Genomic DNA, 22,427 nt, shown 5'->3' on the forward strand with positions numbered 1-22,427 from the left:
TAGGATATAATTCTTTTAAAGGCAGTAATTTCCATATATAATTATTTAAAATAAGCTTTCATATCCTACATCTATTTTGGCAACCTAAAGGGGGTAGTGCAAAAAAAAAAGACCTCAATTAAGAAGTCTTTTAATATTAACCACAATTAACTGTGGACTACGGAAACGAAATTTAAATTAGTTTTAAAACTGAGCTTCTTCAGTGGAACCTTTCAAAGCTGTTGTTGAAGCCTTTCCTTGTGTTACGGCATTTTGAACCGCATCAAAATATCCTGTACCTACAAAGGCTTGATGTTTAACGGCTTTAAAGCCTTGTTTTTGTAACGCAAATTCTCTCTGTTGTAATTCAGAGTAACCTGCCATGCCTTTATTTTTATAGGCAGTAGCTAATTCGAACATGGCGGTATTTAAAGCGTGGAATCCAGCTAAAGTAATGAACTGAAATTTATACCCCATTTCAGCTAATTTCTCTCTGTATTCTAGCATCTCATTTTCTGTTAACTTAGCCGCCCAATTGAAAGAAGGGGAGCAATTGTAGGCCAACATTTTATCTGGATATTTTTCCTTTATCGCTTGAGCAAATTCTCGAGCTTCTCCTAAATCTGGATGTGAAGTTTCACACCATACCAAATCCGCATAAGGAGCATAGGATAAACCTCTGCTAATCGCTTGTTCTAATCCATTTTTTACTCCAAAGAATCCTTCAGAAGATCGCTCACCTGTTAAGAATTCACGGTCTCTTTCATCAACATCTGAAGTTAAAAGGTTAGCAGCATCAGCATCAGTTCTAGCAATGATGAGCGTTGGCACATCCATCACATCTGTTGCTAGGCGAGCTGAAATTAATTTATTTATGGCTTCTTGTGTTGGTACTAATACTTTCCCTCCTAAATGACCACATTTTTTGGCAGATGATAATTGATCTTCAAAATGAACTCCTGCAGCACCCGCTTCTATCATGCCTTTCATCAGTTCAAAAGCATTTAAATTGCCACCAAAACCAGCTTCAGCATCTGCAACGATAGGCGCCATCCAGTGGATATCACCTTCACCACTAACAGATTGAATTTGATCTGCTCTTAATAGAGCATTATTGATTCTTTTCACCACATTTGGTACGCTGTCCGCAGGATATAAACTTTGATCAGGATACATTTGTCCGGCCAAGTTAGCATCTGCCGCTACTTGCCATCCACTTAAATAGATTGCTTTTAATCCAGCTTGAACTTCCTGTACTGCTTGATTACCAGTTAAGGCACCCAATCCCGCCACATAATCTTCCGATTTCAGAAGATTCCATAATCTTTCTGCTCCTAAACGTGCTAAGCTATGATCAATTTTTACAGTACCAGCAAGCTTAACTACTTCTTCTGCAGTATAAGTCCTTTCCACATCTTTCCATCTTGGGTTAGTATCCCATTCTGCAATTAGTTTATTAATTTTTTCTTGAGTATTCATATTTTTAAGATTTATAGGTTATTTGTTTATTGTAAATGAGGGTATGCTTTCAAGGTCAAGAAGTCCTCAAATTCTTCACTTTTCACTAGCTTTTTAAGTAAATCTCTGGCAATAGCTAGCTTTCCACTTTCTACTCTTTCCTGGCCTAATAATTCTTTTACTTTTTCCGTTTCTTCCTCAAGGAGCATACAGAATAAGGCTCTATTAAATATCTTACCACATTTCAGAGATACTTGGTGATGATACCATTGCCATAGTTGCGCTCTGCTAATTTCAGCGGTGGCTGCATCTTCCATTAAATTATAAATGGCAGCTGCTCCTATGCCTTGTAACCATGATTCTATATACAGCAGAGCAACATTTATATTCATTCTTACTCCTTTCTCTGTAATTTCACCATACATTACTTGAGGAGATGTTAAAGCTGAAGCAGAAGTGGAAAACTCTTCTCTTAAAATATGTTTCTGATGTGGTTGATCGCCTATGATTTGATCAAATACTGCTTCTACACTTGGGATTAATGCGGGATGGGCTACCCAGCTGCCATCATATCCTGCTAGAGCCTCTTCAGTTTTGTCATTTCTTACGGTATCAAATATTTTTTCATTCTTCTCTTTATCCTTTGTTGGGATGAAGGCAGACATTCCACCTATAGCATGGGCGCCACGTTTATGGCAGGTTTTCACTAATAAATTAGCATAAGCCTTCATAAAAGGCACTTGCATTGTCACTTGATTCCTATCGGGAAGGATATAATCTGGTTTATGTCTGAATTTTTTAATGAAACTGAAAATGTAATCCCATCTTCCTGCATTCAATCCAGCCATATGCTCTCTCAGTTCATAAATAATTTCTTCCATTTGAAATGCAGCAGTAATGGTTTCAATTAGAACAGTAGCTTTTATGGTTCCATTGGGAATACCTAATTCATTTTGAGCAAATTCAAATACTTCATTCCATAATCTAGCTTCAAATCGATTTTCGAGTTTGGGAAGATAAAAATATGGACCGCTACCTTGTCTGATTAATTCGTGTGCATTATGAAAGAAGTATAAGCCAAAATCAAACAATGAAGCAGATATAGGTTCGCCATTTACCAAGAAGTTTTTTTCGGAGAGATGCCATCCTCTTGGGCGAACTTTTAAAACTGCTCTTTCCTTATTCAGTTTATATTTTTTACCGTTAGGTGCAGTAAAATCTACTTGATTTCTTATTGCATCATATAGATTTATTTGACCCTCCATTATGTTTTTCCAACTTGGACTGGTGGCATCTTCAAAGTCAGCCATGAAAACTTTAGCGCCAGAATTCAAAGCGTTTATGATCATTTTTCTGTCAACAGGTCCTGTGATTTCCACTTTTCTATTTTGTAAATCCTTTGGTAATGGATCGATTGACCAATTAGGATCATTTCTGATGTCCTCAGTAGTTTTAGGGAAATTTAAGTTTTTACCGTTTCTTAGTTGGTCATAAACTTGCTCACGTTTTCCAATCAATTCATACCTATTATCACTAAACTTTTCATGTAGTCTGTTCAAAAACGAGATTGCCTCATCAGTTAAAAGATTAAATTCTTTTTGCTTCGGTTTTCTGCTCTGTAATTGTTCGATTGATGTTTCCATTTGATTATCAGATTTTTAAATGATCGATGCTTCAAATGTAGGTTAGCGAAAATTAATTTACAAGCGAATATTCGCTGTAAGAAATTATTCGCTATATTAGCGAATGATAAAGAAAGGGCTATACTTAGAAATAGCTAGATAAAAAAAAATGAAAAAAGTTTGTTCGCTTAACTGGTGAAGGATATCAAAAGGAAAATATTTGAATAAATGTCAGTATCTCAAGAAAATGTAAAGCTAATTTTTGGATTGAAAGTAAGGCAATTAAGAATTGAAAAAGGGCTTTCTTTTATTCAATTATCAAAACTTACGGGTTTATCAGCGTCCTATTTAAATGAAATAGAGAAGGGTAAAAAATATCCGAAAATTGAGAAAATAAATATACTTTCTGATGCGCTTGAAATCAATTTCGATGATTTAGTTTCTTTACAATTAAGTAAGAAGCTAGCTCCTTTGGGTGAATTATTACAATCTAATTTATTTAAAGAATTACCTCTAGAGCTTCTAGGGATAGAACCAGCTCATTTATTAGATTTATTAAGTAATGCTCCTGCAAAACTTGGTGCTTTCATTAGTACTCTTATTGAGATCAGTAGAAATTACGGTTTAAGAGTGGAAAGCTTGTATTTGAATATGCTACGATCCTATCAGGAAATGCATGATAATTATTTCCAATCTTTAGAGGATGAAGTAATAGCTTTTAAGGAGAAATATTTATCGAAGCATACTTTCCCTTTTAGCTATGAGCAATTATATGAAATTTTGAATGAACAGTTTAATTATCAAGTTTGGCCAAAGGGGTTGGAACATCATCAGGAGTTAAAAGCCTTAAGATCCATGACTATTCAAGGAGAAAAGCCGCAGTTATTAATGAATCCTAAATTGACAGAGCAGCAACAGGTTTTTACCATGGCTAAAGAATTAGGATATCAATTTTTGAAATTAAATCCGCGACCTTTTACCTCAAGCTGGGTTTCTGTTAACTCTTTTGAGGAGATGTTGAATAATTATAAGGCTTCTTATTTTGCTTGCGCTCTCTTACTCCCTGCGAAAGAATTTACTGATGATTTAAAATCATTTATTTTACAGCCACAATGTAATTCTGAAATAATATATAATATTTTAGAAAAGTATAGATGTACACCAGAAATGTTGATGCATCGGATCACAAACCTATTACCCAAAGAGTTTGGGGTTAAAGAGTTGTTCTTTTTAAGGTTTAGCACTTCCGATAATCAAACTTTTAAGCTCACCAAAGAAATGCATCTGTCTGGATTGCATAATCCACATGGTACTGCTCTGGACCAACACTATTGTAGAAGATGGGCATCAATAGAAATTCTCAAAGAGCTTCAAAATGACAATGTTGTTGCTGAAGATACTGTTAGATGTAAAGTTCAGAAAAGTAAATATGTTAATTCAGATAATGAATATTTGATCATAAGCTTAGCCAAGTCAAGCAATAAAAATATAGGTCAAAATAGTAGCGTTTCCATTGGTTTGTTAATCACTCCTCAAATGAAGAAAAGAATAAGTTTTCATAATGATCCTACGATTCCGATTAGAATTGTAAATGAGACTTGTGAGACATGTCCACTGTATGATTGCAAAGAAAGAGCTGCCAAACCTTATGTATATGAAGCCAAACAGCAATTAGATGCAATGAAGAAGGCTGTAGAACTCATGGTTAATTCTTGATTTTAAATTTATTAGGTGAGAAACTCAAGAAAATCGTATATTAGGATATAACAAAACACTAATTATTATGAAGGCAAATATGGGAACGGCTGATAAAGCAATCAGAATTTTATTAGCTATCACAGTGGGTATTTTATATTATTTTGGAGTTATTTCGGGTACATTAGCTATAATTCTAGGAGTATTGGCTATCATTTTTATAGCTACTAGCTTTATCAGTTTCTGTCCACTTTATTTACCATTTGGAATATCAACCCGGAAGAAATCATAATCAAACAAGCGATACTAATTCAGTATCGCTTGTTTATATAAGAATGCTCAATGCAATTGTTATTGTTTTTGTAAAAACACCTTCCTTTTTATAATCAAAGTGTATATTTGCCATCATGATTTCAAAGAAGTCTAAATATGCAATTAATGCTTTAGTGCATTTAGGTAGAAAGTACGGGGGTGGTCCTATTCTCATTAGCACTATAGCTGAAGAAGAAAATATTCCTCAAAAGTTCTTAGAAGCTATACTGTTAGAATTAAAGAATGATGGGATATTAGGAAGCAAAAAAGGCAAAGGGGGAGGCTACTATTTAAGAAGAGAACCCGAAAACGTGAATTTAGCTCAAGTTCTTCGTTTGTTTGATGGGGCTATAGCCTTATTACCCTGCGTTACTTTTAAGTTTTACGAACGCTGTGAAGAATGCAAAGATGAAGAAACCTGCTCTATAAGAGAGGCTTTTCTAAAAGTGCGTAATGAAACCGTTAAGATTTTTAAAAATCAGACACTCAAGACTTTAGTAGAAAAAGAGAAAAAATTAATAGCTAAAAAGAAAAGCTAATACTCTAAAAAAGGAAGTTATTCTTTGTTCAACGGAAATTTGATAATAATTCTGGTGAAATTGTGTTCTTCCGATTCACATTCTAATTTTGCTCCTATTTTTTCAACGGCTACTTTAACTAAATAAAGTCCAAGCCCATTACCAATCGATTTTTCAGAACCTCTGTAAAACATTTCAAATATTTTAGGAAGTTGTTTTTCAGGTATTCCTATACCATTATCTTCAATAGAAAGATAAAAAGTGTTTGTTTTTCTTATTGTACTAAGTTTTATTTCTTTTTGTGGTTTATCGTCATCAAAATAGGTTAAGGCATTCTCTAACAAATTAAGTAAAATGAGTTCTAACATTTTTACATCAGTTTTCAACTCATTTTCATTTTGTAAATCAAATTTAAATTTAAATTGAGATTGTTCAACCAATGGACTAATTCTATCCATAACATCTCTAAATACTGTAGGAATGTCAATACTATTATATTCAATTTTTGAATTATAAATATTATGGACTTGCGTAAGTTTAGCTAAGAGAATATCCATCTCTTTGGTTGTTTTTTCAATTAAATCTAAATATTTATCAGATTTGGCTTCAGGGTTTTCATATCTTGCAAGAGCTAAAATCCCTTTAATCCTACTTATAGGGCCTTTTAAATCATGAGAAGTTTTATAGGTGAAAGTGTCTAAGTCTTTATTGGTCTGCTGAAGCTTTCTTATTGTATCTTTAATTTTTGCTGTTCGCTTTTCAACTCGTTCTTCAAGAGCATGGTTGAGTTCTTGAAGTTTCTCATTGGTGGTGATTATTTTTTGCTGCGAGCTTTCTAATTCTTCATTTTTTTCTAATATGTCATCACGCTGCTGGCTTATTTCTTCATTTAAATTTTGCATTTTGACTAATTGCTTTTCAATAACCCTTTTTTGCTGCATTACTTCAAATGTTCTATCGGCTACAATGAGTTTTAGCTTTTTTCGGTGTTGACGAACTCTATATGTATAGGCTAACATTAAAAACCAGATAATACCTACAGTTATAACACTAAAAATTAGATATGCCCAGGTGGTTTGATACCAGGGTGGAAGAATACTAAATGTATAAGTAGCAGTGGCTCCTTCTACATCATATAAGTTTTTAGATTTAACCTTAAAGGTGTAACTACCTGCTGGTAAGTTGGTATACTCTTTATTGTTTATTGAGGTCCAGCTAGACCATTTTTTGTCAAACCCTTCTAATTTATATGAGTATTGATTTCTTTTAGGTTGCTCATAAAATAATGCACTAAAACCAAATTTTATGTTGTTATTACTAAAGTCAAATTTTGGTATTTCATCTTCTGATTGTTGTATAGTTAATGTTGGTATTGAATCCAATCCTTTGTAGGTTTTGTAAATACCAGCAGAAATTAAGGAATCTCTTAAACTTACGTTATTTATGAATGTATTAAATTTAATATCATAATTAACTTTAATTTTTTCATCAAATCGATATAATCCTTCACTACCAGCTATCCAAACAACACTATCTTCAGATTCATCAACATAAATTGTAGAAAAATTTTGATTTGGAATTACTTTTAATGCTTGGGTGATTTTTAAATAACTACCGTCTTTTTGTCGCTCATATTTTATTACCGATTGTTTTTGTGATTCTTCAATTACAGTAATCCAGTAATTACCGAATTTGTCCTGATCAATATTGTTGATGTTTAATTTCTCAGAGGTAATTTTTGTATGTGGAACAAAAAAATCGCTTGAATCAGCTTTCGGTCTTGCATTAAGAGTATAAAAGCCTTTTGTGGTAGAAAATAAGATTTCATCATCAAGAGTTTTTAATATATTGATTCCACTAACATCTGGTAATCCGTGTTTTTGATTGAAAAATTTCCATTTTGGATGACCATTATTATCATTAATCAGATAGATTCCTTCAGATTTGTAACTTAACCAATGAATGGAATCCATACTTAATGTACTATTGCAAAAGCCATTTATCTCAGGGATATATTCATGTACGTCTTGATTTTTGAAATTGTATTTAATTATACCATCATTAAATGTAGTTATTGAAATTGTACTTTCATTAAAATCAAAGGAATTAGTAGCTTTTTGTATCGGGTGAGTCTTTATGTTTTTACTATCTATTATCTGATACATTCCTTTTTCTCCCATTGCAACTCTAAAATTTTGATATTCAAATATGTGGAATAATCTGTCTTTGCTAGCTGGTATAAAATTCAGCATACTATTTTTCTTAAGACTATATAAACCATTGAGAGTTGCAAAATATGGAATGGAGTTCTTGTTTGAAATTTCACTAATTATGAAGCTGGAATTTTTATTTTTATTCCAGCACATTATTTTTTTATCAGATTGGATTCTAGTGATTCCATCTTGATGTAGTGCCCAAACTCCATTTTGCTTATCTGAATGTATATTGAAAATTATATTAGTAGGGAAGCCATTTTTCATCCCAATATGATTTATTATCGAACTTTTCAAATTGAAATTAAAAATACCATCTCTTACTGTTGATGCCCAAAAAGAATTCTCATTACCAGTAATAGATAATACTGACTTACCAAAAGGAAATGTGAGTTTTGTTTCAAAAATAGAATCATTCTTGAATTTATAGCCTTTATTTGAATTAATGTCTATTATATACAGTTCATCGGACTGGGTTAAATTTGTTACATTATTTCTGATCAAGTTTGGGTTAATTGTGTTTATCATTGGAATAGCATTTAAACTGTCATTCTCCAGCTTCTTCAATTCTTTATCAACCTCTTTTATATAAATTCTTTCATTATATATAAAGCCACCAAATCCTTTATTTAATTTCCAGTGTTTAAATTCCGATTGATCATATTGGATAAGGTAATTTAGTGTTATGAAATAAATTTTATCTTTTATACTTAGCGTTTGAATGACATTGCCAAACTGCTCTATTTGTAATTTTTTTCTTAAAGATTGGTAATATACTTGGCCTAAGCTGTCGGAGTTTAAGTAGCCTATTTCATTATTACTGCCTATATATATTCTGCCTTTATAATCTTTGTGAATGCTACGGGATATTTTTCCCCCATTAATTTTAATATAATCCCAATTATATCCATCGTATCTTAATAAACCCGTCAAGTTAGAAAAATATAAAATCCCATAATTACCTATTGCCATATCCCAATTTGAAATTCCAGCTTTATATTCTTTGGAAGAATAATTTTGGATCATTGGAGAAAAATAAGATTGGCCAAATACTTGGTTAAAATTCAAACATATAATGAATATGATTATGAATTTAAATAACAAATTTGATAAATAGATTTTACTCGTATGGTAGAATTCTTCTTTCAATTTTTATTTAATCAGGCAAAATGTAAGACTGAAATAGAAATATATAGAATTAAATTGAAAAAAATTAAGGCTTATAGATACTATTGGATAGATTTATTGAAATAATAAAAAAACGGTAGCAAATCATCTTTTCTACTACCGTTTTTATTGAAAATTAGTTATTGGTCAGCGTTTTATCGCTTGCATTTTCTTTTGATTAAATTTTTCAGGAAATTCCTCGTACCATTTAGTTAAGGTTTCTGGACCTAACTTATCATATATATATGATAATTGTTGACTTAATTTTTCCTCCTGATTTTTTTCAAATTTTTGTTTTTCTGCTTCACTGTCAAACCCTATTACTTTTTCAGAAGCAGGAGTGGGTTCATGATGAATAAATGTATTTAACTTTTCATGACAAAATTTTTGATAAAGCCTTGTATGCAATATAAAATTGTGCCACATCTCATCAATTATCATTAATGAATTATCAATAAAAAGTCGAAAACCCTTTTTCTCCTTTATATTTTCAGAAGCTAACCATAACCATTTTTTAGTTTCATTAAGTATTTCTGTAGCTTCATCACAACTAACAGAATATCTTTCCATAAATCCTTGTATTATTATATTATCATCTTCAGAGTCTAAAGCTGATAATAAAGATTTATTTATTGTAGAATTATGAAACATTTTACTTAAGTAAAATGGATTAATTAACTGAACAGATTACAGAACAAATAGGAGAATTCAACTTTTTATCTGTCAAAATTCTTTTTACTAATTGAGCTTTTTCTGAGTTTGATTTAGCATTGTTTTTTGTAGAAGTAGTATTCATTTCTTGTACTTTTTAGAGTTATTTTAAAATTTGAGGATGCAAAAATACGGAGCTCATTTTATTAAGCAAGGAAAAGTATAACGATTTGAAATAGTGTATTTTAACCGATTTAATAAATCATGAAATATTCAACTTTATTATTAGTTATAGCATATAATTACTTAAACAGTTAATGCTATTTTAAAAGAAATTTAAGGTAATATTTTATATTTTTTTTACCATAAAATTTAATATTTCAAAGAATCGTTGTCTTCACCAATTATTATTCTATCAGTTGAAATTGTATTTTAGTAATAATTGTAATTCCTTTTCCCAGTATCAAGTCTTCTTCTTTTTCTTTTTAGCTGCTGGAAATAGGATATTATTTAATATCAATCTGTAGCCTGGTGAATTAGGGTGCAAATTTAAATCGGTAGGAGGTTCACCTACAAAATGCTGGTAATCTTCAGGATCATGCCCTCCATAAAAAGTCCAAAATCCTTTGCCAAATATTCCGTGAATATATCGAGCTTCATTAATCTCATCATTCTCACCTAATATTACGACATCAGGTTTTATTAATGACTTTCGATAGGCAGTAGTTTGTCCCATAAATCCTTTAATCAGTTTTTCATGATTTTGAGTTAGCATAGTAGGGATTGGGTCCCATTTAGCTGAAAACTCAAATAAGGTAAAGAAATCATTTCCTTCTTTTATACCGGGTCTGTCAATTTGGTTTTGGTCAATATTTGAATATTCGTACTCTAATGGGTTCATTTCTAATTTGAAATCCTCAAAAGCTAAAGTTTGCTCATAATCTAGTTTTTCTTGAGCGTTCGGATCTGCAGGATCACCATCATACATTCTAGCAGCTATATCAACACCAGCTGCAGCCAAGGCTATATCGTAAGTATCAGTAGCAGAACACATGGCAAATAAGAAGCCTCCCTTGTTGACAAAACCTCTGATCTTTTGAGTAATAGCTAATTTTAATTGACTTACTTTTCTGAAACCATGTTTTTTAGCCATGGCTTCATATTCTTTTTGTTGTTCAATATACCAGGGTTGATTTGCGTAGCTCCTATAAAATTTACCGTATTGCCCGGTGAAATCCTCATGATGAAGATGAATCCAATCATATTCTGATAAACCTTCTGTCATGATTTCATCATCGAAGATTACATCATAAGGAATTTCCGCATAAGTGAGTACAAGCGTTACGGCATCATCCCAAGGTTGTTTTGACTTCGGTGAATATACTGCGATTTTAGGAACCTTATTCAGTCGCATTGCATCTTTATTAGAAGAAGGGCTCGCTATCTCATCCAATAAACTATTAGCATTGGCATCAGAAATAATTTCATAGCTAATGCCCCTAATGATTAATTCATTAATAATGGATTGTCGACTTTCTATCAGAAAGCTCCCGCCTCGGTAATTCAATAACCAATCAATCGGAATTTCTTTTTCTAAAATCCAATAGGCTACTCCGTAGGCTTTCAAATGATTGGCCTGTTCTTTATCCATTGGAACTAGAATTTGATTGGCGAATAGAATATTTGCCGAAAAGAAGCTTATAAAAAGGTATAGCGTAATATTTTTAATCATAGTAAAGGGAAAATAAATCACTTATCAATGTATAACTAATTATAATTAATGGAGTTTCAAATTAAAGTTTTATACATTTATGTAATAAATCGTGTATAATCACATTAAATTATTAAAATTTACAAAAAATAATTGATTTGGATTACCTAGAAAACATAAAAGAAGGCGTAAGGTCGATTAAAGGAAATCGGTTAAGAACTATTTTAACGGCAGCTATTATTGCTATTGGAATCACTGCATTAGTGGGTATACTTACCGCTATTGATGGTATTCAGAATTCAGTTAGTGGTAATTTAGCGGGACTAGGTGCCAATAATTTTGACATAGAAGCAAGAGGACAGGATGGAAGAAGAGGTACATCTCAAGGAAAGAAAGAGAAAAGTTATGAACCTATAGGTTACAAAGAAGCTTTACTTTTTAAAAGTAAATATAATTATGCTGGTAATGTGTCCATTTATACCAGAATAACCGGAAGTGCTGAATTAAAATATAAATCAGAGAAAACTACACCTACCATCAGAGTCTATGCCTCTGATGAAAACTATTTAATACAGAAAGCTTACGATATTGCTGAAGGAAGGAATTTTTCACCTCTTGAGGTTCAAAATAATAATAAAGTAGTGATTTTAGGTGCTAATGTAGTAGGTAAATTATTTAATGAAAATGTTGATCCTATCAATAAAGACATATCCTTTTTTGGTTCAAGATTTAAGGTGATCGGTGTTCTGGAAGAACAAGGAGGTATGGGAGGTGGAGGTGCCGACCAGTCAATAATAATTCCAATTGGATTATCTACACTTTTTGCTAACCGTACTTTACAATACGCTATTACGGTTTCTTTACCAGATGCAGTAATGATGGATCAAGGAATCGCTGAAGCAACGGGTGTTATGAGAGGGGTTAGAGGAGATGGAATTGGACAAGAGAACTCTTTCAACATTCAAAAAAGTGAATCCTTAGCGGAAAGGTTAGAAGAAATTGCAGGCTACCTCAGAATCGGAGGCTTCGCAATAGGGGCTATTACATTGTTAGGAGCATCTATTGGTCTCATGAATATTATGATGGTTTCAGTAACAGAAAGAACTCGAGAAATCGGAATTAGAAAAGCGATTGGTGCGTCACCTACAAAAATCCGTTTACAGTTTTTATGGGAAGCCATCGTAATATGTCAGATAGGGGGTCTGGCAGGAATTGTATTAGGTATTGCCATCGGAAACGGTATATCGGCTCTCATTAGTGAAGGAGGTTTTGTGGTGCCATGGGTCTGGATGATTGTAGGATTTACCATTTCTGCATCCGTAGGTTTAATTTCTGGTTATTATCCTGCATTTAAAGCTTCTAAGCTTGATCCTATAGAATCATTACGATATGAATGATTATTAGGGAGTTATGATGAGAAATTGCTCGCTTTTATTTTTATTATTTACTATCATATCCTTTTCTTCGATAGGAAAGGATACCTATTTCCGTGGTTTTTACAATGGTGAGAACGTATTTGTTCGTAATCCTTATTTAGGGCAGGGAGCAGGCTTTTGTATTGAGGCCATTTATTTAAATGGACAATTGTTGGTTAAAAACCCTGATGTCTCTGCTTATCAAATTGATATGCAAGGTCTTGAAGTTGACAGCCGGGTAGTGATCAGAATTGTGCATGATGATAGCTGTGAACCAGAACTTACCAATCCTGAAGTAATAGAAGATTTACTTGAATTCAATTGGCTGAAATTTTATGTGGATGAGAATGAAATAATTTGGATTACCACAAAAGAATCGAAAGAAGGTTTTTACATAGTGGAAAAACAAATTGACAATGAATGGATGATATTGGATACTGTCAAAACCAAAGGGGGTATATTCATCAATCAGCATAGTGTAGAAGCGGATCATAGCTTTGGAGAAAACCTGTACCGAGTACAATATCATGATCTGAAGTTACCTGTAAAATATTCAGAAACCTTCAATTATAAATCAGATAAGCGTGAAATTACATACGCTATAACGGATGATTGGATGATTGAATTTTCTGAGGAGGTTAGCTTCTGGTTGTATAATGCAAATAGTAGAATTATTAAAAGAGGTAAGGATGTTACCTGCGACATTCAAAAATTACCCAAAGGCCGTTACATGTTAAAATATGATGGTAAAGAAGTTTATTTCGATAAGGAATAAACTATCAATTCATCTCTTATATTTTCAATTTCATTTTAGTTTTTTGTTAATGGTAGAGTTTTTATTCTTCAAATAGTGCAAATATTATTCTGCCTTTCATTTGTAAGTTAAATTAATATTTTGCAATTTCATTCTAGTACAGCATAAAACAAAAACCAAAACTAAACACTATGGAAATTAAGAAAATTTTAACATTAATATTAGCAGCCTCAATTTTATGGTCGTGTTCTAATGATGATGAAATGCTGGATATGAAAGATGATTCAGTTGAAATAGTACAAGAAATAGAATTAGTGCCTAAAGAAGATATTGATGCTATTATTATAAAGTCATTGCAAGATAATGATGAGTTCAAATGGTCCCAATTAAATGATGTTCAACTATGGAGCGCCTTAATGCATGCTGATAGTATACTAACTGTAGGATATAAGGCGGAAGGTGAAAGCAACATTAACGAAAGAATAACCTCAATTAATGTTGAAGATCCAAATTGGGTAAAATCTAGAACGGATATAGTAGAAGAAACCCGTTTTGTATTGGAAAGAAAATATCAAAGATCAGTCAATAAAGATGATTTGGAACGCTTTTCACATGATGTATTACCTTTTCTTGAAATGAAGATTCTTGATTTAGAGGTAATTAGCAGATTGAGATCAATGGAAAACGTTCGGTATATTGAGCCTTTAAGCTATGAGGTTGATTTTCAAACCTATAATGAGGGTCAAAGATATAGTGATTCGGGTTGCTCAAATGAACCGAATTTTAATATCTCTGGGCTTTACACTACCATTTCTCCAAATGCTAAAATGTCATGGAATTATCCTCAGATGGGCATCAACCAAGCTTGGGAATATAGCACTGGTGCTGGTATTACAATTGGTATGATTGACACAGGTGTTTCTCCAAATCAGGAGAATTTAGGGGGGCAATTCAATTCTGGTTTTTCTCAAGGCAGAACTGTTGAACGTAGAGGAACCTATCAAACTGGAATGTGGTGGTGGAAGGAATACGATGGACCGGATGATAAATGTGGTCATGGCACCTCTATGGCTGGAGTGGCTACCGCGCCAAGGGGAAATGATGGGAATGCTGTTGGTGTAGCTTATAACGCCAATTTAGTAGGCGTTAGAGGAACTAGTGATGTAGTAATAAATGGTGGGAATGAGAAAGATGGAGTAACTGAAGCTTTGGTTTATTTAGGGAACCGATCTGATGTGAAAATCATTAGCATGTCAATAGGAGATGTTTTTAATAATTCTAAAGTAGCGGATGGTATTCGTTATGCTTATGGAAAAGGAAAGTTAATTTTTGCAGCTGCAGGAACTTCTACAAGCTTTACGAATTGGTTTGGTGTAATCTTTCCAGCAAGCATGAATGAAACGGTTGCAGTAACGGGTGTTAAAGAAGGTCAATATAAAAGATGTGATGTTTGTCACTCGGGTAGTAAAGTAGATTTCACTGTAATTATGGAGCAGGCTGGAACAAATGCGCATCCTTTATCAGTAGCCATGAATGGTGATCAACCTTCTACCGTAGGAGGCTCTTCAGTTGCTACTGCTACTACTGCTGGAATAGCGGCTCTTGTTTGGTCAAGAAATCCTGGGTGGAGCAGAAGCCAAGTATTACAAAAAATGAAAGAATCGGCAGATTTTTATCCTAATAGAAACTCAGAATTCGGATATGGTAATTTGAATGCGTTTACTGCTGTTCAATAAATAATTAAATTATATGCTGTATTAACTAAGCTGGTCATATTGACCAGCTTTTTTATTTTTTTAAATGATTTAGTGTCAAATCCTCAGATTATCAGAATATTAAATTATTTCCAATAACTATTATACCCCAAACTATTTTCCTTACCTTTGCAACTTGATTAGTTGATACTTTTTATTAGTTGTATTAACTAGTTGAATATCAGTTAATTTATTTATATTATTTAGATGTCAGAAATTAGAAATGTGGCGATTATCGCCCACGTTGACCACGGTAAAACTACATTGGTTGACAAAATTATTTATGCTTGTCAAGAGTTTCGTGAGGGAACGGAATCAGACGAATTAATTTTGGATAACAACGATCTTGAAAGAGAAAGAGGAATTACTATATTAAGTAAAAACGTTTCCGTTACTTATAAAGATATTAAAATCAATATTATTGATACTCCGGGTCACGCTGACTTTGGAGGTGAAGTGGAACGTGTATTAAAAATGGCTGATGGAGTGTTACTTTTAGTAGATGCTTTTGAAGGAGCTATGCCACAAACACGTTTTGTTTTAGGGAAAGCATTAGACTTAGGTCTTAAACCAATAGTGGTAGTCAATAAAGTTGACAAAGAAAACTGCCGTCCTGATGAAGTACATGAGCAAGTTTTTGATCTAATGTTCAACTTAGACGCTACCGAAGAACAACTTGATTTCCAAACTATTTATGGATCAAGTAAAATGGGTTGGATGAGTACAGACTGGAAAGATAAAACCGATAATATTTTTCCATTGCTTGATGAAATCGTTAAAACTATTCCAGCAGCCCCAGTAAAAGAAGGAATACCACAACTGCAGATTGTGTCATTAGATTACTCTTCTTTTGTAGGTCGTATTGCAATTGGTAGATTATACCAAGGTACTTTGAAAGAAGGAATGCAGATTGGACTTTGTAAAAAGGACGGTACGATTAAAAAAATGAGAATTAAAGAACTTCAGGTTTTTGAAGGATTGGGTAGAAAGAAAGTAGAAGAGGTACATTCTGGTGATCTTTGTGCAATTATTGGACTAGATAATTTCGATATTGGTGATACGGTTACCGATCCAGAAAATCCAGAGCCATTACCAAGAATTTCTATTGATGAGCCAACAATGAGCATGTTGTTTACCATCAATAACTCACCTTTCTTCGGAAAAGAAGGTAAATTTGTAACTTCTCGTCACCTGCGTGATCGTTTAATGAAGGAAACGGAGAAAAACTTAGCCTTAAGAGTAGAGCCAGCAGGTTCTGAAGATAAATTCTTAGTCTATGGTAGAGGGATTCTTCACTTATCAGTTTTAATTGAAACCATGAGAAGAGAGGGCTATGAACTTCAAGTAGGCCAGCCACAAGTATTATATAAAGAAATTGACGGAGTTCGTAATGAACCAATGGAGCATTTAATTATCGATGTTCCGGATGAAGTTTCTGGTAAAGCAATTGAATTGGTAACTCAAAGAAAAGGTGAGCTGACTGTAATGGAACCTAAAGGTGATGTACAGCATTTAGAATTCAATATACCTGCTAGAGGGATCATTGGACTAAGAAATAATATTTTAACTGCAACCGCAGGTGAAGCTATTATGACGCACCGTTTTAACGGTTATGAGCCCTATAAAGGCCCAATTGCAGGTAGAAATAACGGCTCTATGATTTCAATGGATGCAGGTATGGCTACTGCTTACTCATTAGATAAATTAACTGATAGAGGTACTTTCTTTGTTGCGCCTGGTGATGATCTTTATGCAGGTCAGGTAATTGGAGAGCACTCTCGTGATAATGACTTGGTCGTGAATGTAGTAAAGGGTAAGAAACTAACGAACATGAGAGCTTCAGGGTCTGATGATAATGCAAAATTACCACCACCAAAGAAATTCTCTTTAGAGGAGTCTTTAGAATATATTCAGAAGGATGAGTATTTGGAGGTAACCCCACAAAGCATGAGAATGCGTAAGATTTACCTTGATGAAAACGAGCGTAAAAGAATGGCTAATAAAGATAAGTCATAATAGCATCATTTAAATAAAATAAGAAAAAGCCGGTTTATGCCGGTTTTTTGTTTCTCTAACTTTTAGCTATCAATTTTTAAGTTAAGATTAGAGTGTTTTTTAGTAATTAGTTTTATAAAATGGAACAATGGCAAAACTATTTTTATACATCTCTTTTGGTCCTCGCATCTCTAGTTCATAAAGACCTTCTTTTAAATACCCAACATTTAAATACGTGATAATTCCTTTTCTATTTGTGGAGTTATTATATTGAAAATAGCTTTTTGTATTGAATATAGAGTCATCGATACTTAATTTGTAGAAGTTACTAAGGCCTTTTAAGAAATACCGTCCTTTATTAAAATTTTCTTTTTTTGAACTCATTACTGAATCGTATTTTATAAATTTTTTTATTGAATCTTCCATACTAATGGACAAGGGAATAAAAACTCTCAATATATTTCCATTTATTATATCTGAAGGTATCTGAATAATTCCTGATGGGTTTGAGCTATTCTTGTCTTGGTAAAAACCTTCTAATGCTCTATTTCCTTTGTTGTTATTCCAAATTTCTAGTCTTGAAAATACTTCCTCAGGATTGTTTTGATGTACGGAAGAAATACCTATGAAACTTGTGATAATAAAAAATAGAAGAAATATGAAAACATAAGCTTTTTTAAAATTGGAGATGACTGCAAAGTAGGTGGGGCGATAGAAGCTTGATAAAGTTAAAAAGTTAAAAATTTTGTAAAATGGCCAAAATAATTTTGCAAAGAGTTTAAACCTTCTAAAATACCCCATTGTTAGAAAATCAATTACTCCTATTATTCCAATCGATAGCACTATATTTCCATATAATTCGAGTGATTGAATTAAGTTATTTGTTATCAGTTCATTATCCGATAGGCTAATGATAGTCACCATAGGTATTATAACCAATACTGTTGCATAAATATATGTTCCTACCAAACTCATAAATAGAAGGAAGGCAATGCTATAAATAAAGCTGCATATTCTTTCTAAGTTCAGTACAATTTGATCAAATGCGGGCACATCATTTACTTTGGCTAAATATTTCGGTTGAAACTTTAATTTATCGGGCTTAATTCCATTTGGAAATGTATAGCTTAAGCCCACCATTCCTACCCATAATCCTCTTGTGATAAGGTGTAAAATAAGCCCTCCAATCAGCCAAAAAACACCAATTTTTAAAATTGCAACTAATGTAAACATTGCATTCATGTCGTTATATACTTCACTGGAGAAAAACAGTAAAAATTGATCTAATAGAAGGGGGACTTGAAACATTCCATACAAGACTATTCCGGAGAGCAAAATTTCAGGCTCCCAGCTGTTTAACTGAAGTTTTAGAAGCCATTTTGGTTTTGGTTGAGAGTTCTTTTTTTGCATAGTTAAATTTAAATAAAATATTAGTATATCAAAATTTCACTATTATGTATCCATAGGAAAAAACAGTGCTTTAGATAATTATATGCTCATTTTTATAATTCCATTTTATTACTCTAGTTTTGTAATCTAAACTTACATTTTTATGGCTTCAGGATTTTTCGCTCTTTTTGATGATATCGCAACGCTTATGGATGATGTGGCTACCATGAGCAAAAGTACCACAGAAAGAACAGCAGGATTATTGGCAGATGACCTGGCAGTAAATGCCGAAAAGGCATCTGGATTTGTTGCAGCAAGAGAATTGCCAATTCTTTGGGAGATCACCAAGGGTTCCTTTCTCAATAAATTAATAATATTACCAATCGCTTTCCTTTTAAGTGCCTTTTTACCAATGGTAATTACGCCTATTCTTTTAATAGGAGGGGTGTATTTATCTTTTGAAGGGGTTGAGAAGATTTATGCCTATTTCTTTCATAAGAAGGAGAAAAAACAACATGATTTAAATAGTAAAATTTCAAAAGAAGAAGTCCTTGCAATGGAAAAAGAGAAGATAAAAGCAGCAATTTTAGTTGACTTTATTCTATCTATAGAGATCATCGTCATTGCATTAGATAATGTGGCTGAGGAAGAACTTCTTATGCAAATTATTGTGGTTACCATAGTGGCTGTATTAGCAACTGTGGGAGTTTATGGCATAGTCGGTTTATTGGTACGAATGGATGATTTGGGCTATAAATTAATAGCTAGAAGTAAAGGAGAGAAGAGTTTTTTATCCGTTTTAGGAAAAGCTTTAGTAAAAAGCTTACCCATGGTGATTAGAGCACTTACAGTTTTAGGGACTTTTGCAATGCTGTTAGTGGGTGGCGGGCTTTTCCTACATAATATCCATTATTTACATGATCTGTTTCATAAATTACCTTCCATTCTCGGTGAGTTAATAGTTGGCTTGATTGTGGGGGTAATTGCATTACTATGTTTTAAATTTTTCAAGTTATTGAAAGTGTGGTGGTAGTTAAGTAGTTTTAATAAGTATATAATTAAATAATACTTGAAAATATTGTAATAAAACTTATGTCTTACTATTTCTTATGAAGGTTATTACTTTTTTTAATTGTTTATTCATCTGAATAATTTCAAATAGAAGGGTGTTTACAAATTTATTCTTCCGAATTAGAATTAATTTTTTAGTTTTATTTTTGAATTAAAGAGTCAAACTAAAACCTTTAAAGTATTTCATAAGACAAAAGGTAGTTACCTATTTCATAGAATGAATGGATGCAGATTTTTAAAAATAATAGCTTCTTAAAGCGTTTTATTCTAATAGACTTATTACTATCAATACATTAATTCAAAGGACCATGAAAAAAAGCTGTATAATAATTCTTGTAACGCTGCTATGTATAGTAACAGTTCAAGCTCAAACAGTTTATAGGGAAGCACTAGGTCGTTATGTAATAAGGGAAAGTCCGGAAAAAGTTTATCTTCATTGTGACAAGCCTCAATATGCGGCTGGAGACGATTTATGGTTTAAAGCATATATTACTGATGCCATAAATCACCTACCTACTCAAGTTAGTAATACTTTATATGTCGAACTCATCAATTCCGAAAGCGAAATTATTGACTCTCTGGCTCTATTTATTTTAAATGGTGCAGCACAGGGGAGCTTTAAGTTTTCAACTGATTTAAACCCTGGTAGGTATAGAATTAGGGCATATACAGAATGGATGAGAAATCAACAACCAGATTTTTTTTACAGGTTTGATTTTTCACTCATTAACCCCATAAAAAGTGATGATTTAAAAAAAAATAGCAAAGTAGCGTACAACGAAAAAGGTATAGAGGCTAGTTTTTTTCCTGAAGGAGGTGACCTAATAGAAGGAATAGCAACAAGGGTAGCCTTTAAAATTACAAATTCTAAATTTTCAAATTCAGAACTAAAGGGGGTTGTGCTTAATGAAAAAGGACGGAAAATTACCACTTTTAAGTCGAATGCACTGGGATATGGGAATTTTTTTATTGATCCCGATATTGAAGACCGGTATTTAGCAGTGATCGAAAAAGATACTTTTTTTCTTCCGACAGTTAAAAAGGAAGGAGCAGCTGTAAAAGTTATACATTCTAAAAATTCAGATTTATTACACATAACAGTTCAAGCTAAGAATGTTGACATTGAAGATGGTACGCTAGTCATTCATAGAAGAGGGCAAATTCTATTAAGTGAAAATAGTGATCATAAGTCTGAAATGGCCGTAAGGTTGAAGAAAAGCTCCTTGGGTAATGGAGTCATCCATATAACGTTTTTTGATAAAAATAGGATACCTCTCAGTGAGCGACTGATTTTCCCAAGTCCTAACCATAGTAAACCTCAAATAGAATTGACTTACGATCGAAAGTCATATGAAACGAGATCCAAGGTAGATTTGAATATTTTTTCAAGAGAGAAGGATACAGTCAGGTCTGCATCTATTACTATTAACCCTCTATCGGAATCATCATATGATGTGTACAATAAAAATATTAGAAATTACTTATTATTAAGTTCAGATTTAAAAGGAAACATTGAATTTCCTGACTACTATTTTACTGGTTCGGAAAAAGCTTATAATGCACTTGATCTTTTGATGTTAACCCACGGATGGTCACGTTTTAATTGGACTTCTCTTTTAAGAGATAAAGAAAATCAAATACAATTCTTACCTGAAAAGGGACTTAAACTTAGAGGAAAAGTTGCTGATTATTATAATGATAAAACAATCAATGAATTCTTACTTGGAGTCACTATTCCTTCTATTGGAATGATTAATGATACATTGTTCGTAAACAATGAAACTGGAAGTTTTCAGGTTACAGATTTAAAGTTAATGGATAGCACTTGGATATTTTTTCAAGTTTACAAGAAAAAGAATGAAAAAGTTAAAAAGTATAAAAGTGCCAAAGTAAAGTTAACTTATTCACCCAGACCACAAATAAGGGATGTTTTTGATGTTGATTATGAGATTAAGGAAGATTACATTGAAAAAGTGCGTAAACTAAACCAAATTTCAGAGGCATATTTTCTTGATAATAAATCAGTTGAGTTAAATGAAGTTCTTGTTAAGGCAAATAAATTAAATGAACCTGATTATAATATTACAACATTATATGGGGAGCCTAGTAATAGAATCGTTTTAGATTCAATGGGTATAGTGGGGTATCAGAATGTATTTGATCTTTTGCGTTTTGTACCTGGAGTTCGAGTAATAGGAAGTTTTCCATTTGAGACCGTCACTATACGGGGAGTTGTTAGTCTTAATCGTAATGCCACCCCCACTTTTTTCATTGATGGTGTTAGGGTATCTCAAGACTTTGTAAGATATTTACCCATTGAAGAGGTTTTACTTATTGACGTTTTAAAGGGGCCCGATGCTGCAATTTATGGTACTAGAGGGGCCTTAGGGGTAATTGCTATTTATACAAAAATAGGTGATTTAAGATACCAAAATCCAGAAGTAAAATCGACAGGATTATCTTCCTTCATTCACCCTGGTTACCATAAAGCAAAAGAGTTTTATAGTCCCAATTATGATCTTGATAAGGAAGAAAATACGATTCCTGATTATAGAACAACACTCTATTGGAATCCTGATATTACTTTCGAAAACAATATAGCCACTGAGTCTTTTTTTACCTCTGATCAAAAAGGAACTTACATTGTAAGAATAGAGGGAATGCTAACAAATGGGCAACCCTTTTTCGAAGAAAGCTATATTGAGGTGAAATAGAAGTTATTT

The 22,427-nt window shown here is 32.7% G+C and carries 15 protein-coding genes; 9 read left to right on the forward strand and 6 right to left on the reverse strand.

Annotation, left to right across the window (positions count from 1 at the left end; genetic code table 11):
* Nucleotides 1-183 precede the first annotated feature (183 nt).
* Complete coding sequence (gene aceA / locus QYS47_RS05660; RefSeq protein ID WP_308357408.1) at nt 184-1,458, reverse strand: isocitrate lyase; 1,275 nt, start codon at nt 1,456-1,458, stop codon at nt 184-186.
* A 26-nt stretch (nt 1,459-1,484) separates the two neighbouring features.
* Entirely contained in the window at nt 1,485-3,080 is a 1,596-nt protein-coding gene (gene aceB / locus QYS47_RS05665) for a malate synthase A (RefSeq protein ID WP_322347999.1), read from the reverse strand.
* Nucleotides 3,081-3,287: 207 nt separating this feature from the next.
* Between aceB and QYS47_RS05670 the strand changes: the two genes are divergently transcribed.
* From QYS47_RS05670 to QYS47_RS05680, 3 genes are all read left to right on the forward strand, one after another.
* Entirely contained in the window at nt 3,288-4,775 is a 1,488-nt protein-coding gene (locus QYS47_RS05670) for a helix-turn-helix domain-containing protein (protein ID WP_322348000.1), read from the forward strand.
* Nucleotides 4,776-4,842: 67 nt separating this feature from the next.
* Entirely contained in the window at nt 4,843-5,046 is a 204-nt protein-coding gene (locus QYS47_RS05675) for a YgaP family membrane protein (RefSeq protein WP_302103834.1), read from the forward strand.
* 115 nt (nt 5,047-5,161) lie between these two features.
* Nucleotides 5,162-5,605 (forward strand): RrF2 family transcriptional regulator, encoded by a 444-nt coding sequence (locus tag QYS47_RS05680; protein ID WP_302103835.1) that lies wholly within the window; start codon nt 5,162-5,164, stop codon nt 5,603-5,605.
* Between the two features lie 17 nt (nt 5,606-5,622).
* Here the strand turns inward: QYS47_RS05680 and QYS47_RS05685 are convergent, their stop codons facing one another.
* From QYS47_RS05685 to QYS47_RS05695, 3 genes are all read right to left on the reverse strand, one after another.
* Nucleotides 5,623-8,823: a sensor histidine kinase gene (locus QYS47_RS05685; protein WP_322348001.1), complete on the reverse strand. Its 3,201-nt coding sequence runs from the start codon at nt 8,821-8,823 to the stop codon at nt 5,623-5,625.
* A gap of 288 nt (nt 8,824-9,111) precedes the next feature.
* The gene (locus QYS47_RS05690; protein WP_322348002.1) at nt 9,112-9,615 is read right to left on the reverse strand and encodes a glycine-rich domain-containing protein; all 504 of its coding nucleotides are present in this window, start codon (nt 9,613-9,615) and stop codon (nt 9,112-9,114) included.
* A gap of 463 nt (nt 9,616-10,078) precedes the next feature.
* Nucleotides 10,079-11,347 carry an asparagine synthetase B gene (locus QYS47_RS05695; protein ID WP_322348003.1) on the reverse strand — a complete coding sequence of 423 codons (1,269 nt, stop codon included), beginning with the start codon at nt 11,345-11,347 and terminating at the stop codon, nt 10,079-10,081.
* A gap of 137 nt (nt 11,348-11,484) precedes the next feature.
* Here QYS47_RS05695 and QYS47_RS05700 point away from each other — a divergent pair, with 137 nt between their 5' ends.
* The 4 genes from QYS47_RS05700 to typA all read left to right on the forward strand — a co-directional run bounded on the left by QYS47_RS05700 (nt 11,485) and on the right by typA (nt 17,265).
* Nucleotides 11,485-12,723, forward strand: a complete 1,239-nt coding sequence (locus QYS47_RS05700; protein WP_308357402.1) for an ABC transporter permease — start codon at nt 11,485-11,487, stop codon at nt 12,721-12,723.
* 13 nt (nt 12,724-12,736) lie between these two features.
* Nucleotides 12,737-13,516, forward strand: a complete 780-nt coding sequence (locus QYS47_RS05705) for a hypothetical protein (protein WP_322348004.1) — start codon at nt 12,737-12,739, stop codon at nt 13,514-13,516.
* 170 nt (nt 13,517-13,686) lie between these two features.
* Complete coding sequence (locus tag QYS47_RS05710; protein ID WP_322348005.1) at nt 13,687-15,231, forward strand: S8 family peptidase; 1,545 nt, start codon at nt 13,687-13,689, stop codon at nt 15,229-15,231.
* Nucleotides 15,232-15,456: 225 nt separating this feature from the next.
* Nucleotides 15,457-17,265 (forward strand): translational GTPase TypA, encoded by a 1,809-nt coding sequence (typA, locus tag QYS47_RS05715; RefSeq protein ID WP_322348006.1) that lies wholly within the window; start codon nt 15,457-15,459, stop codon nt 17,263-17,265.
* A 99-nt stretch (nt 17,266-17,364) separates the two neighbouring features.
* Here the strand turns inward: typA and QYS47_RS05720 are convergent, their stop codons facing one another.
* Nucleotides 17,365-18,654: a hypothetical protein gene (locus tag QYS47_RS05720; protein WP_322348007.1), complete on the reverse strand. Its 1,290-nt coding sequence runs from the start codon at nt 18,652-18,654 to the stop codon at nt 17,365-17,367.
* Between the two features lie 142 nt (nt 18,655-18,796).
* On the opposite strand from QYS47_RS05720, the gene QYS47_RS05725 reads away from it, so the two are divergent.
* Nucleotides 18,797-19,666 carry a DUF808 domain-containing protein gene (locus QYS47_RS05725; protein WP_322348008.1) on the forward strand — a complete coding sequence of 290 codons (870 nt, stop codon included), beginning with the start codon at nt 18,797-18,799 and terminating at the stop codon, nt 19,664-19,666.
* Between the two features lie 346 nt (nt 19,667-20,012).
* Nucleotides 20,013-22,418, forward strand: coding sequence for a TonB-dependent receptor (locus QYS47_RS05730; RefSeq protein ID WP_322348009.1), 2,406 nt, complete (start codon nt 20,013-20,015; stop codon nt 22,416-22,418).
* Nucleotides 22,419-22,427: the final 9 nt, after the last annotated feature.

Origin of the sequence: Marivirga arenosa, assembly GCF_030503875.2 — a bacterium.
Taxonomy (GTDB): Bacteria; Bacteroidota; Bacteroidia; order Cytophagales; family Cyclobacteriaceae; genus Marivirga; species Marivirga arenosa.